The 12,416-nt window shown below is 75.9% G+C and carries 12 protein-coding genes; 5 read left to right on the forward strand and 7 right to left on the reverse strand.

What is annotated here, in order from left to right; translation table 11 throughout:
• Both ABZ885_RS26035 and ABZ885_RS26040 read right to left on the reverse strand, forming a co-directional pair.
• Positions 1 to 275, reverse strand: a 275-nt coding sequence (locus ABZ885_RS26035; RefSeq protein WP_360193227.1) for a hypothetical protein, incomplete at its 3' end; no start/stop codon positions are given.
• Between the two features lie 404 nt (positions 276 to 679).
• A complete protein-coding gene (locus ABZ885_RS26040; RefSeq protein ID WP_360193230.1) occupies positions 680 to 2,797 on the reverse strand; it encodes a SpoIIE family protein phosphatase in 2,118 nt (705 codons plus the stop codon).
• 231 nt (positions 2,798 to 3,028) lie between these two features.
• Here ABZ885_RS26040 and ABZ885_RS26045 point away from each other — a divergent pair, with 231 nt between their 5' ends.
• A complete protein-coding gene (locus ABZ885_RS26045; RefSeq protein WP_360193232.1) occupies positions 3,029 to 3,421 on the forward strand; it encodes a VOC family protein in 393 nt (130 codons plus the stop codon).
• Between the two features lie 25 nt (positions 3,422 to 3,446).
• Here the strand turns inward: ABZ885_RS26045 and ABZ885_RS26050 are convergent, their stop codons facing one another.
• The 5 genes from ABZ885_RS26050 to ABZ885_RS26070 form a co-directional block, all read right to left on the reverse strand.
• Positions 3,447 to 4,196: a helix-turn-helix transcriptional regulator gene (locus tag ABZ885_RS26050; protein WP_360193234.1), complete on the reverse strand. Its 750-nt coding sequence runs from the start codon at positions 4,194 to 4,196 to the stop codon at positions 3,447 to 3,449.
• Between the two features lie 155 nt (positions 4,197 to 4,351).
• Positions 4,352 to 4,825, reverse strand: a complete 474-nt coding sequence (locus ABZ885_RS26055) for an SsgA family sporulation/cell division regulator (protein WP_360193237.1) — start codon at positions 4,823 to 4,825, stop codon at positions 4,352 to 4,354.
• Complete coding sequence (locus ABZ885_RS26060) at positions 4,822 to 5,043, reverse strand: hypothetical protein (protein ID WP_360193240.1); 222 nt, start codon at positions 5,041 to 5,043, stop codon at positions 4,822 to 4,824. Before ABZ885_RS26060 ends, ABZ885_RS26055 begins: the two co-directional genes overlap by 4 nt.
• 200 nt (positions 5,044 to 5,243) lie before the next feature.
• Positions 5,244 to 6,074, reverse strand: coding sequence for an ABC transporter permease (locus ABZ885_RS26065; RefSeq protein ID WP_360193243.1), 831 nt, complete (start codon positions 6,072 to 6,074; stop codon positions 5,244 to 5,246).
• A complete protein-coding gene (locus ABZ885_RS26070; RefSeq protein ID WP_360193246.1) occupies positions 6,071 to 7,108 on the reverse strand; it encodes an ABC transporter ATP-binding protein in 1,038 nt (345 codons plus the stop codon). Before ABZ885_RS26070 ends, ABZ885_RS26065 begins: the two co-directional genes overlap by 4 nt.
• A 215-nt stretch (positions 7,109 to 7,323) precedes the next feature.
• On the opposite strand from ABZ885_RS26070, the gene ABZ885_RS26075 reads away from it, so the two are divergent.
• From ABZ885_RS26075 to ABZ885_RS26090, 4 genes are all read left to right on the forward strand, one after another.
• A complete protein-coding gene (locus ABZ885_RS26075; RefSeq protein WP_360193249.1) occupies positions 7,324 to 7,539 on the forward strand; it encodes a thiocillin family RiPP in 216 nt (71 codons plus the stop codon).
• 138 nt (positions 7,540 to 7,677) lie between these two features.
• A complete protein-coding gene (locus tag ABZ885_RS26080) occupies positions 7,678 to 8,931 on the forward strand; it encodes a cytochrome P450 (protein WP_360193252.1) in 1,254 nt (417 codons plus the stop codon).
• Positions 8,932 to 9,143: 212 nt separating this feature from the next.
• A complete protein-coding gene (locus tag ABZ885_RS26085) occupies positions 9,144 to 9,929 on the forward strand; it encodes a biotin/lipoyl-containing protein (RefSeq protein WP_360193254.1) in 786 nt (261 codons plus the stop codon).
• Complete coding sequence (locus ABZ885_RS26090; RefSeq protein WP_360193257.1) at positions 9,926 to 12,283, forward strand: ATP-binding cassette domain-containing protein; 2,358 nt, start codon at positions 9,926 to 9,928, stop codon at positions 12,281 to 12,283. Before ABZ885_RS26085 ends, ABZ885_RS26090 begins: the two co-directional genes overlap by 4 nt.
• The last annotated feature ends 133 nt before the right edge of the window (positions 12,284 to 12,416 follow it).

A 12,416-nucleotide genomic window follows, 5' to 3' on the forward strand; every position in this document is an offset into this window, starting at 1 on the left:
GCCTTGGTGTCACGCTTCGGGGCAGCCGGCGCCTTGGTGCCGCTCTCGGCGGAGCCGGTCTCGCCGTCGTCGTCGGTGACCAGACCGACCATCTGACCCGCGCCGAGACCGTCGGCCGACGCCACGGCCGAGTTGTGCGAAGGCGCGTTCACCACGGTCTGGATTCCCAGCACGCCCCCGACCAGGCCGGCTGCGACCGCCAGGCCGATCAGCGCCGTCCTGCGGGTCGAGCGCTTCTGCCGGCGACGGCGAAGCTCGCTGCTCCGGTGTCCCATCACGTTCCTTTCCTTGTGCGAGGGCCCGGGGTGTCCCCCTGTCGAGGGACGGATCCAGGCCTTCCGACACACAAGAGAGCGGATGGGGCGGATGGGAATAACGGAAACTTGCGCGAGGAGCGCCAAATTATTCGGGGAGCGCGTTCCGCCCCTCACGCGGGAGGCCCGGCACGCACCGGGCCCCGGCGGCCGGCGGCAGCCCTTGCGCCGGCGGGATGGGTGGGCTCAACTGTGCTGACATGCACGGGAGTTACCGGTGGCTGATCCGGGTGGCCGGGCTGCTCCAGGGGTTCGTGAGCGGGACCTCCGGCGGGGCTCTTTCGCCCCGCGATGTGTCCGTGGTCACACTGGCCGCCTCCCGTGCACACCGGAAGGCGGCGGCGCACTGCGCGGGTGAACGGGCGCTACGGCCTCTCGGCGGCGTCGGCGGCGTCGGACGCTTCGCCAGGCTCGGCGGCCTCGGCGATGAGGAGGGCGACGTCGTCGTTGCCGCCGGCCGTGGGCAGAGCGGCGAGGAGGTGGTCGCAGGTGGCCTGGAGGCCGATCCGGGGGCCGGAGAGGACGTCGAGCAGGGCGTCGAGGCGGCGGTCGAGCGGCTGGTCGCGGCGCTCCACCAGGCCGTCGGTGTAGAGGACGAGCCGGTCGCCGGCCGGGAGGGGCAGGAGTGTGGTGGTGAGCGGGACCAGCCCGCCGGTGCCGAGCGGGGCGCCGGGCGGCAGGTCGAGCAGCACGGGGCGGCGGCCCGGCCGGTCGAGGACGGGCGGCAGATGGCCGGCCAGGGCGATGCGGCACCCCCCGGTGCCGGGGTCGTGGACGGCGCAGACGCAGGTGGCGATGGTCTCCTCGAGGTCGCAGGTGAGTTCGTCGAGGTGGCGCAGGATGTCGGCGGGGTCCAGGCCCAGGCGGGCCAGCGTGCGGGCGGCGGTGCGGAGTTGGCCCATGGTGGCGGCGGCGGTGAGGCCGTGGCCCATGACGTCGCCGACCACCAGGGCGGTGGTGCCGGCGGTGAGCGGGATGACGTCGAACCAGTCGCCGCCCGCGTGCCCCGGGGTGCCGGCGGGCTCGTAGCGGACGGCGACGGCCAGGCCGGGCAGGTGGGGCGGGGTGCGCGGCAGCAGGTGGCGCTGGAGCGTGGTGGCGGCCTCCAACTGGGTCTGGTACCAGCGGGCGTTGTCGATGCAGACGGCGGCGCGGGCGGCGAGTTCCTCGGCGAGCAGCAGGTCGTCGGCGTCGAAGGGCAGCGGGTTGCGGGCCCGTTTGAGGTCGAGCGCGCCGAGCACCTCGCCGCGCGCGATGAGCGGCACGGCCAGGTACGAGTGGACGCCGGCGCGGGCGAGGACGGCGGCGGACTCGGCGTCACGGGCGATCCGCGGCAGGTCCGCGGTCCGCACCTGCGCGAGGTGGACCGGCCGGCCGGTGGCCACGCAGCGGGTGACCAGCCGGTCGGCCTCGTACCGGGTGATCTCGCCGACCGGGTCGGCCGCGGCCCGGGCCTCGGTCGGGTAGGCGGCCTGGACCGCGAGGGCGCGGAAGACCGCCGGGCCGGTCGGGGACAGCCGGGCGGTCCGGGCGGCGAGGGCGGCGTCGAGGATGTCCACGGCGGCGATGTCCGCGAGGTCCGGGACCACGGTGTCGGCGAGTTCGGCGGCCGTCCGGTCCAGGTCGAGGGTGGTGCCGATCCGTGCGGAGGCCCGGGCGATCACGGCGAGCCGGCGGCGGGCCTGGGCGGCCTGGCGGTCGGCACGGTGCTGCTCGGTGACGTCCACCACGGACAGGGCGACGCCGAGCGCCCGCCCGCCCGGGTCCTCCAGGCGGTAGTAGGAGACCAGCCAGGCGTGGTCGGCGTCCGGGTCGGCGGGGGTGCGCCCGGTGGTGAACCGGTCCAGCAGCGGCGTGCCGTCGGCCAGGACCTGCCGCATCGCCGCCTCGATCGCGCCGACGTCCAGGAACGGCAGCATCTCCCGGACGGTCCGGCCGAGGTGCTGCCGGGCGGGCAGGCCGTTGATGCGCTCCAGCGCCGGGTTGACCAGGATGTACCGCAGCTGGGTGTCCAGCACCGCCAGGCCGATCGGGGACTGGGCGACCAGCCGCGACGACAATGCCAGATCGCGCTCCAGCCCGCGCACGACCGCCTCGTCGGCGGCGATCCCGAGCGCGTAGGCGGCGCCGTCCTGGTCCTGCAGCCGCATGTTGCGGAACTCCACCAGACGGGTCGAGCCGTCCTTGCGCCGGACCGGGAACACCCCGGCCCAGCTCTCGCCGCCGGACATCACCGCGGCGAACAGTTCGAGGACGAGCGCGAAGTACTCCTCGGGGACCAGCAGCTGGGCCGCGTACCGGCCGAGCGCCTCCTCGGAGCTCCAGCCGAACAGCTTCTGCGCCTGCGGGCTCCACAGCGCGATCCGGCCTTCGGAGTCCAGCAGCACGGCCGCCACGCCGAGCAGCTCCAGCAGGCCGCCGGGCAGCAGGCGGGCGGGCACCGGCGGATCCGGGCCGGTCCGGCCCGCCTCGGTCGCGCTCATCCCAAGCCCTCCTCCCGGCGAGAGCCGAAGGCCCTGCGCGTGCTGCCCGCGGCGCGGGGCCGGCGGACGGGTTCGGTCCATCCATGGTCCTCCCTCGGGGCACGCCCGGCAGGTCGGGCGGGGCGTGCGGCCGGGTGGGGCGGGCGGGGCGTGCGCCCTGTGGGGAGCGGCGCCGGGTGCATGTCCGATTCCTTCAAGCTCCGGCGGCCCGGCCGGGCCTACCGTGCGGGCATGGGAATGCACATCGACCTGATCGGGCTGGTCGTCGCCGACATGGGGCGCTCACTGGCCTTCTACCGTGACCTCGGACTGGAGATCCCCGCCGACGCCGACCGGGAGCCGCACGTGGAGGTGGTCCTGCCCGGAGGCCTCCGGCTGGCCTGGGACCGGGCGGACGTGGTCCGTGGCTTCGACCCGGAGTGGACGCCGCCGTCCGGCGGGGCGCGGATGGGGATCGCCCTGCGCTGCGACGCTCCGGCGGAGGTCGACCGGGAGTACGCGCGGATGGTCGGGCTCGGCCACCGGAGCCGCCTGGAGCCCTGGGACGCCTTCTGGGGCCAGCGCTACGCGCAGCTCCAGGACCCGGACGGCAACCCGGTGGACCTGTTCAGCCCGCTGGCCTGAGCACGTCCGAGGTGTGCCCGGGTGCTCACGTCAGCGCGCTCAGCGGCACCCCGGCCAGGGCCCTGACCTCGCGGCTCAGGTGGGCCTGGTCGGCGTAGCCGACGGTGGCCGCGATCTCGGCGAAGGGGCGGCCCGCCCGGGCCAGTCCGACGGACCGGTTCATCCGCAGGATGCGCGCGAGCGTCTTCAGTCCGTAGCCGAACGAGGCTTGGCAGCGCCGGTGCAACTGACGCTCGCTGTACCCGGCGCGCGCCGCGCAGGCGGCGACCGGCTCGCCCGCCGCGAGCCCGGCGAGCACCTCGGGCACGATCGGGTCGGGCCTGATCGGGCCGGGGGCGTCGAGCCGGGCCGCGGCCAGCGCCCGCAGCAGCCGGCCGGGCGCGTCGGCGTCCGCGACGCGCTCGGTGGCGCGTTCGGTGAGGCGTTCGGTGAGGCGTTCGGGGGCGCGCTCGGTGAGGCGTTCGGTGAGGCGCCGGACGTCGGCGCCGGGCCACAGTGCGGCGAGCGGGACGCGGCGGTCCCGCAGTTCATGGGCCGGGACGCCGAGCACGACGGGCCCGGTGCCGGGGGCGAACCGCAGTCCGACGGTGGTCCCGCGCTGCGGCCCGGCCCCGACCAGTACGGCCGTGGTGTCGGGGCCGGCGACGAGCAGCTCGCCGCCGGTCCAGATCAGGTCGAGGCAGCCGTCCGGGAGGATCCGTTGCAGCCCGGGGGCGGCGGGGGTGCTCGTCCAGAGCACTCCGCCGGCTTCGGGCGCGTTGATTTCGGCGTACACGACCGCCCAGCATGCCGTACGCGGCGGCGCCGAGGGGCCGGGCCGGTGCGCCGCTTCGCTGCCCGGAGCGCGACCGGGAGCCGCTGGGATGCCCGGGGTTGCAGTGGTCCTCGGGGCGGTGGTCGTGGTCCTGGTGGTCCCGGTGGTCCCGGTGGTCACGGGCACGGCTCCGGCGGCCACTCGTCGCGGAGCCGGAGCAGCAGACCGTCCAGGTCGAGGTGGCGGGGTTCCGAGCCGTACGGCACGATGCGCTCGGTGGCGTGGAGGAAGGCCTTGACCGGCGCTGCCTCCGCGCGGAGGACGACCGTGTCGTTCCCGCCGCCGAGGGCGATGCAGACGGTCGCCGGGCCCGCCCCGCCACCCGGGTAGACGGACACGTCGCCCAGGCCCGCCCGGGTGTCCACGCCGGCGGCGAGCAGGTCGCGGGCGAACACCCAGGTGACCGGCTCGTCCAGGTCGACGTGGTTGTCCAGGTACACCGCGTACGGCTCCGCGAGGTCGTAGCGCAGGCAGGCGGCCACCGCGACGTTGAGGCCGGGGCAGACCACGGCCTGCAGCTCCAGCGGCATGGCGCAGACCTCGGCGGGCGTGCGCTGGCCGGGGACGCGCGGGGTCTCGGGGTGGGTCACGCCTCCTCCCCGGTCTGCTCGGTGCCGCCGCGGCCCAGGCGGAACAACTGCGGGGGTTCGGTCAGGTGGCGCCACTCCTGGTCGGGCCGGCCGGGGACCATCCGGCCGGCGTTGCGCCAGAGCAGCGCGAGGTGGGCGAAGATCGGGGATTCGTGCAGGATCGCGTCCTGCAGAATCGTTTCGTCTAGGGCGCCGAGGGCCCGGAAGTCGGAGCTCATACCGGAAACAACGAGCGGATGGGGCTGCGGCAACACCCCTGTTCCCCGACCCGCCGCAGCACCCCGTTCCCCGGGGTGCGCGGCCGGTCGTACAGGCTGGTCGTACGGGCTGGTCGTACGTGGCCGGTCGTGGGCGATGCGGGGGATCGGGCCGATGGGGCACCCGGCCAGGCGAGGCATCCGGCCAGGCGTGGCACCCGTCAGGCGTGGCGGGGCTCCCAGCGGAAGAGCCGGCGGGTGAGCGCGGCCGCGGCGGCCGTCCACGCGGCGAGCAGGAGCAGGCTGGGGGCCGCGTGCGCCCAGGTGTCGAGCAGGCCGAGCCCGGGCAGCGGCGGTCCGGACCAGGACTCGGCGCCGAACGCGCGCCCGAACCAGGCGGTGCGCAGCGCCTCGACCACGGGCGTCAGCGGCAGCGCGTGGGCCGGCGCCTGCAGCCAGTCGGGCAGCGAGCCGACCGGGGTGGCGACGCCGCCGGCGAACATCGACAGCAGCAGCACCGGCGTGGCGACCATCGGTGTCGCCTCGGCGCCCGGGGTGAGGCCGGAGAGCGCGGCGGCGAGCAGTGCGAAGAGCAGGAACCCGGCGCCCAGGACCACCAACGCCAGCAGCGGGTCGGTGGGCAGCGGGGCGTCGAACCAGAGGACGGCGAGGGCGCCGAGCAGCAGCACCTGGAGCAGCAGCACGGCCCCAGCGGCGCCGAACTGGCCGGCGAGGACGGCGCTCGGCGGCACCTCGGTGCCGCGCAGCCGCTTGAGGACGAGGTCGTCACGGCGGGCCACGATCCCGTTCAGCAGGTTGATGAACGCCGTGACCAGCGCGAACCCGACGAAGCCGAGGGTCGTGTACGCCGCCGCGTTCACGCCGCCGAGCTCCTTGCCGCGCAGCGGGGTCGCGACCGCGAGGTCGAGCAGGACGGGGAGCAGGAAGCCGATGAAGGTGGAGCGCCGGTTGCGCCAGAACACCTTCCAGGAGAGCCGGAACTGGGCGCGGGCGTAGTCGGGCCAGGTGAGGGGTCGGCGGGGGTCGGTCATCGGGTGGCCGCCTCTGCGGGAGTCGGGTCGGCGGGAGTCGGGTCGGCGGGGGTCGCTGCGGCGGGGTTGGGCGCGAGGGCGCCGGCGTCGCCGTCGGACCCGGCCGTGGGGTGCTCCGCGAGGCCGAGGAAGACGTCCTCCAGGGTGGCGCTGCGGGCCTCGATGCCGTCCAGCTCGACGCCGAGGTCCGCCGCCCAGCCGTGCAGCACGGCGAGCGCGGGGCCGGTCCGGTCCACGGTGTACACCGCGGTGCCGTTCTCGACCTGCGCCGACTCGCCCAGCACCAGCGGGAGTTGGCCGGGCCGGACGCCGGGCGGGAGGGGGAGGGTGATCCGGGTGCCGTGGCCGGCCAGCACCTGGGCGACGGTGCCGGTGGCGGCCAGCCGCCCCCGGTCCATGATGGCCACACGGTCGGCCAACTGCTGCGCCTCCTCCAGGTAGTGAGTGGTCAGCAGGACGGTGGTGCCGGCCGAGCGCAGCTCCCGGACCAGCTGCCAGGTCGTCCGCCGGGCCTCCGGGTCCATGCCGGTGGTCGGCTCGTCCAGGAACAGCAGCTCGGGGGTGTGCAGGACGGCCAACGCCAGGTCCAGGCGGCGCCGTTCGCCGCCGGACAGCTGCCCGACCTGGGTGCCGGACCGGCCGGTCAGGCCGACCAGCTCCAGCGCCTCGCCGGCCGGCCGCGCTCCGGTGATGAACGACCGCCAGGCGTCGACGGTCTCACGGACTGTCAGTTCCCTGAAGAAGCCGCCCTCCTGGAGCATCACCCCGGTCCGGCGGCGGACCGCGGCGCCCTCGGTGTACGGGTCCAGGCCGAGGACCCGGACGGTGCCCGCGCTCGGCGGGCGGTACCCCTCCAGGACCTCCAGGGTGGTGGTCTTGCCGGCCCCGTTGGTGCCCAGCAGGGCGAACAGTTCACCGCGCGCGACGGTGAAGGACACGCCGCGGACGGCCTCGTAATCGCCGTGGTTCCGGCGCAGTCCGCGGACTTCCACGGCGAGTTCCCCGGAAATGTCCGGGCCCTTTTCGAGTGTCATGGAAGACAGCGTGAAGGGTGGCGGCCGGTCCTTGCAAGAAGGCAGATAGTCGCAGGTCAGAGCCTATGTAAAAGGTCATGTGCAGGGGTGTGTCATTTTGCAGCGGGGAATTGCTGACATCCCCTACTGGGCGGCGTCCGGCCGCCCGGCGCATAGTTTTCCCATCGCCGGAAGCGAGCCGGAGAAAAGGAAACCGGAAAGCCGAGGCGCCCGTGGTGACCAGCCCCGCCGGGGCCGGCGCCGACACCCGAAGGGACACCGTCATGGCCGAGAACAAGAACGTCGAGAACGAGCAGTTCGACATCGAGATCGAGGAGCTGGACGACGTCAACGGCGCCGGCGTCAGCGTCAGCTCGCTGGGCTGCGCGGCCTGCCCGGTGTCGAGCTTCAGCTCGATCTCCAACAAGGCCGCCGAGACCGCGGCGGAGTAACGGGCCTGTGCCGCGGTGGGTCCGCCTCTTCGGGCGGGGTCACCGCGGCACCCCTGTTCGCGGACAGGCCCCAGTCGCACCACCGACAGTTCCCGGCTCCGGCCGGGGAGTTCCGAGCAGCAGAAGGAGAGCCGGGCCATGGAGAGCCTCCGGCACGAGCTGACGCGGTTCATCCAGCAGCCCGCCGCGTTTTCGGACCCACCCGCGCTCTACCGCCGGCTGCTGGCCGAGGCGCCCGTCCTGGACCTCGGCCGGGTCCATGTGGTCTCCGGCTTCGCGGAGATCATCACCGTCCTCACCCACCCCGGCACCAGCGTCGACGCGAGCGCCGTCGGCCTGCCCCGGGGCGGATCCACCGCGCTCGCCCGGATCGTCGGCCGGATGCTGCCGATGCGCGACGGCGCCGACCACACCCGGCTCAAGCGGCTCGCCACCACGGCGTTCAGCGCCCGGCGGCTGGAGCAGATTCGCGGGCGGATCGAGAGCACCGCCGACCGGCTGCTCCGCCCCCTGCTCGCCGCCGGTTCGTTCGACGTGGTGGCCGACCTGGCCGTACCGCTGCCGGTCGCCGTCTCCTGCGCCGTCCTCGACATCCCCGACTCCGAGCAGGAACGGGTCACCGGCTGGGCCGGACTCGTCGGCCGCGCCCTGCTGGACGACTTCGGCGACCGGGCCGACGACCGGCGGAGCGCCGAACTCGACGCCGGGTTCGAGCAGTTCCGCGACTACGTCGAGAAGCTGTGCGCTGCACGCGCCGCCGACCCCGGCGACGACCTGATCAGCCGGCTCACGGTCGCCCGCGCCGAGGGACGCCTGGACGACGAGGACCTGCTCGCCTTCGTGGTGATGCTGCTGGCCAACGGGCTGGAGACGCTGACCTCCGGACTGGCCGTCGCCGTCTGGCAGTTGCTCCGCACACCGGGCCTCGCCGAACGGCTCCGCGCCGAACCCGGGTGCGCCGAGGCCGTGTTCGACGAGGCGCAGCGGCTCGGCAGCCCGGTCCGGGCCAGCGCCCGCGCCCTCACCGCCGACGTCGCCGTGGGTGGCACCGTCATCCCGGCCGGCCGGGTCGCGCTGCTGCTCTACGCGGCGGCCAACCGTGACCCGCGGCGCTTCGCCGACCCGGACCGCTTCGACCCGGACCGGGCCGAGCTGCGCCACCTCGCGTTCGGCCACGGTCCGCACCACTGCCTGGGCGCCCCGCTCTCGCTGATGGCCGGCGCGGCCGTGCTGCGCGGGCTGGCGGCGGCGGGGGAGAGCAGGGAGCTGAGCACGCCGCTGACCGGGGCGACGGTGCCGTGGAGCACCCAGTTCGTGTTCGGCGGGATGCGGGAGCTGCCGGTGCGGTGCCCGGCGCGGACAGCGGAGCCGGTGGGGGTGGGGCGGTCATGAGCGGGACGACGACGAGGAAGCGGCGCGACCGCCGGCGGTCGGGCGGTGGCGGCGCGGGTGTTGGGGCTCCTGCGGCTGCTGGCTCTGGGACAGGGGCTGGGGCAGGGGCTGCGGCTGGGCGTGGCGGTGGGGGCGGGCCGGTGGCTACGCCGTCCTCCGCCGCGCAGTCGCCCGCCGCTGGGTCGTCCGCCGCCGAGCCGCCCGCTGTACCGATGCCTGCCGTGCCCGCGCCGGCCGGCGGGGCGACCGCGGTGGCCGCCGCCCGGGCCGCGGCCGTGCTGGAACCCGGGCTGGACCGCCCGGTGCGGCTGGTCGGCGCCCGGCTCTGGGCCGCCGCGGCCGCCCTGGCGCTCGCCGTCGGCGCCGGGACGGGCTGGGCGGTGTTCGGCACACTGCCGTCCACCCTCACCCTGCCGGCGGTCCTGGCGCACGGCAGCGCCCCCGAGACCGTCCGCGCCGACCGGGCGGGCGCACTGCTCGGCTACCGGGTCACGGCCGGCCAGCCGGTGGTCAAGGGCCAGCCGGTCGCGCTGCTGCGCACGCCGGACGGTGCGGAGGTCACTGTCCCGGCCCCGGCCGACGGCACGGTCAGCGCGCTGCTGGCCACACCGGGCGGCGAACTGGCCCCCGGCGCCGGCCTGGCCGCGCTGGACGCGAGCCACCGGCCCGCCACCGTACGGCTGTTCGCCACCACGCTCAAGGACGCCGGGCAGTTGGTGCCCGGGCGGGCCGTGCTGGTGCCGGTGCCCGGGGTGGGCAAGGTGCGTGCCGTGATCACGGTGGTGGAGCCGCTGCCGGTGCGGGCCGACTCGCTGGACGGGACCTTCCCCGTCCCGCTGCCCGGACTGCCGGCCGGCGCCGCCCCGGTCTGGACGGCGTACGCCGACCTACCTTTCCTGGCAGCGGAGTTGGCCGGCCCGGTGCCGGTCTCGGCCGCCGTCGACCTGGGCGCCCGGCACCCGTACCAGGCCGTGTTCGGGACGGGGGCCAAACGATGAGCCTCGACGTCCGGGAGACCGCGTCCGCGTCGCCCGCCCAGGCCGGCGGTCCGGCCCCGAAGACCTCTCCAGCCGGCGCGCCGCCACCACCGGTGCAGCGCCGGCGCCGCTACCTCCGCACCCCCGTCGTGCCGCAGATGGAGGAACAGGACTGCGGGGCGGCCTGCCTCGCCGTGGTGCTGGGCGCGTTCGGGCGGCGGGTGACGCTGCACGAGGCCTCGCGCGCCTGCGGGGTCAGCCGGGACGGCGTGAGCGCGGCCACCGTCGCGCGGGCCGCCGGCCGGTACGGGCTGGTGGCGCGCGGGCGGCGGGTGGTCCGCGGCGAGGGCCGGCTGCTCGGCCTCGATGGGCTCCAGGTGCCGTCGATGGTGCTGGTCACCGGGCCGCACTTCGCGGTCTTCGAGGGGATCCGGCGCGGCCGGGTCCGGATCAACGACCCCTCGCTGGGCGGCTACTCGGCCACCCCGGCGGAGTTCTGGGACTCCTTCGCGGGGATCGCGGTCGGCTTCGAGCCCGGGCCGGAGTTCGTCGCCGGCGGTCGGCGCCTGCCGCTGCTGCGCGCGCTGGCCGGGCGGATGCGGCCGTTCGCCGGGCCTCTGCTGCTGGCCGTCCTGCTCGCGGTGCTGCTGGCCGTCCCCGGGGTGGCCGCCGCCTTCCTGCTGCGCGCCTACCTCGGCTCGGTGGTGCTGTCCGGGACGACCGGCTGGGCCGTGCCGCTGACACTCACCGCGGCCGGGGTCGCGGCCACCGTCCTGCTCGGCACCTGGCTCCAGCAGCGCCTGGTCAACCGGGTGCTGGAGGCGATGGCCGCCCGCGCCTCGGCCGGCTTCCTCTGGCGGCTGCTCCGGCTGCCCGGGGCGTTCTTCCACCGCCGGCAGCTCGGCGGGCTGGTCACCCGGGTGCAGATGAACGACGGCCTGGCCATGCTGCTCTCCCACCGCACGGCCGGCGCCGCCGCCGCGGCCGCCGGGGCCGTCGTGCACCTGGCGGCGCTGTGCTCGCTGGAACCCCGGCTGGCCGCCGTCCCGGTGACGGTCGCCCTGCTGGACGTGCTGGCCCTGCGGGTCGCCGACTGGCGGCGCGGCGGGCTGGTGCACCGGCTGCACGCCGAGCAGTACAAGCGGGACGGCGTCGCCTTCGCCGGGGTGTCGGCGATCGAGACGCTGAAGGCCGAGGGCGCCGAGGACTCCTTCTTCCGCTCCTGGGCGGGCTGGCAGGCCCGGGCGATGGAGACCGGCCAGCGGGTCACCGAGGCCGTCATCGTGCCGCTCTCGCTGCCCGGCGTGCTCAACTCGGCGGCCGGCGCGGCCGTCGTGGTGGCCGGCACCGCACTGCTGATCGGCGGCTCGATCACGACCGGCACGCTGCTCGCCTTCCTGCTGCTGATGAACGGCTTCCTCCAGCCGGTCGGCCAACTGGTCGCCGTCGGATCGGAGTTCACCACGGCCCGGGCGCAGAACGCGCTGCTGGAGGACGTCGAGACCGCCGAACCCGACCCGTACCTGACGCCGGTCCTGGACGCCCCCGGGCCGGCCGCCGGCGACCGGCTGCGGGGCGAACTGGAGCTGCGCGATGTCTCGTTCGGCTACGACCCGAACCGCCCGGCCACCATCGAGGGGATCTCGCTGCGGGTGCGCCCCGGCGAGTGGGTCGCCGTGGTCGGCGGCAGCGGCAGCGGCAAGTCCACCGTGGCCCGGCTCGCGGCCGGGGTGCTGCGCCCCTGGACGGGCGAGGTGCTGCTGGACGGCCGGCCCCGCGAGGACTGGCACCGGGCCGTGGTGACCGGCCAGGTGGCCTACGTGGAACAGCAGTTGCGGCTCTTCGAGGGCACCTTCCGGGAGAACCTCACGCTCTGGAACCCGGCGGCGGACGAGGACGCGCTGCGGCGTGCGCTCGCCGACGCCGAGGCCGCCGACCTGGTCGCCCGGCGCGGCGGACCGGACGCCGGCCGGATCGAGGAGGACGCCCGCAACCTCTCCGGCGGCGAGCGCCAACGGCTGGAACTGGCCCGGGCGCTGGCGCTCGACCCGGTCCTGCTGGTGCTGGACGAGGCCACCTCGGCGCTGGACGCGCACACCGAGGCGGCCGTCAACGAGCACCTCCGCCGGCGCGGTGCGGCCTGCCTGGTGCTGGCCCACCGGCTCAGCACCATCCAGGCCGCCGACCGGGTGGTGGTGCTGGAGGCCGGCCGGATCGTCCAGCAGGGCACCCCGGCCGGACTGGCCGCCGTCCCCGGCCCGTACCGCACGCTGCTGGCGGACCGGGCCGCGGCGCCGGGCGGCGCCCCGGCACCGGTCGCCGGCCCCGCACCGGCGGGCCACCCCGCACCGATCGTGAAGGAGGAGACCTCATGACCACCGCGGCGACCGGGCCCCGGGCGGCGGCCGGCCGGGAGGTGCTCGCGGGGACCGTCGAGGCCAACCGCGCCGCCCTCGCCGGCGCCCTCGGCGCCCTGCACCCCGGGCGGCCGGGTGCGGCCCGGCCGGC

The sequence above is a fragment of the Kitasatospora sp. NPDC047058 genome, assembly GCF_040643935.1.
In the GTDB taxonomy this organism is placed as follows: domain Bacteria; phylum Actinomycetota; class Actinomycetes; order Streptomycetales; family Streptomycetaceae; genus Kitasatospora.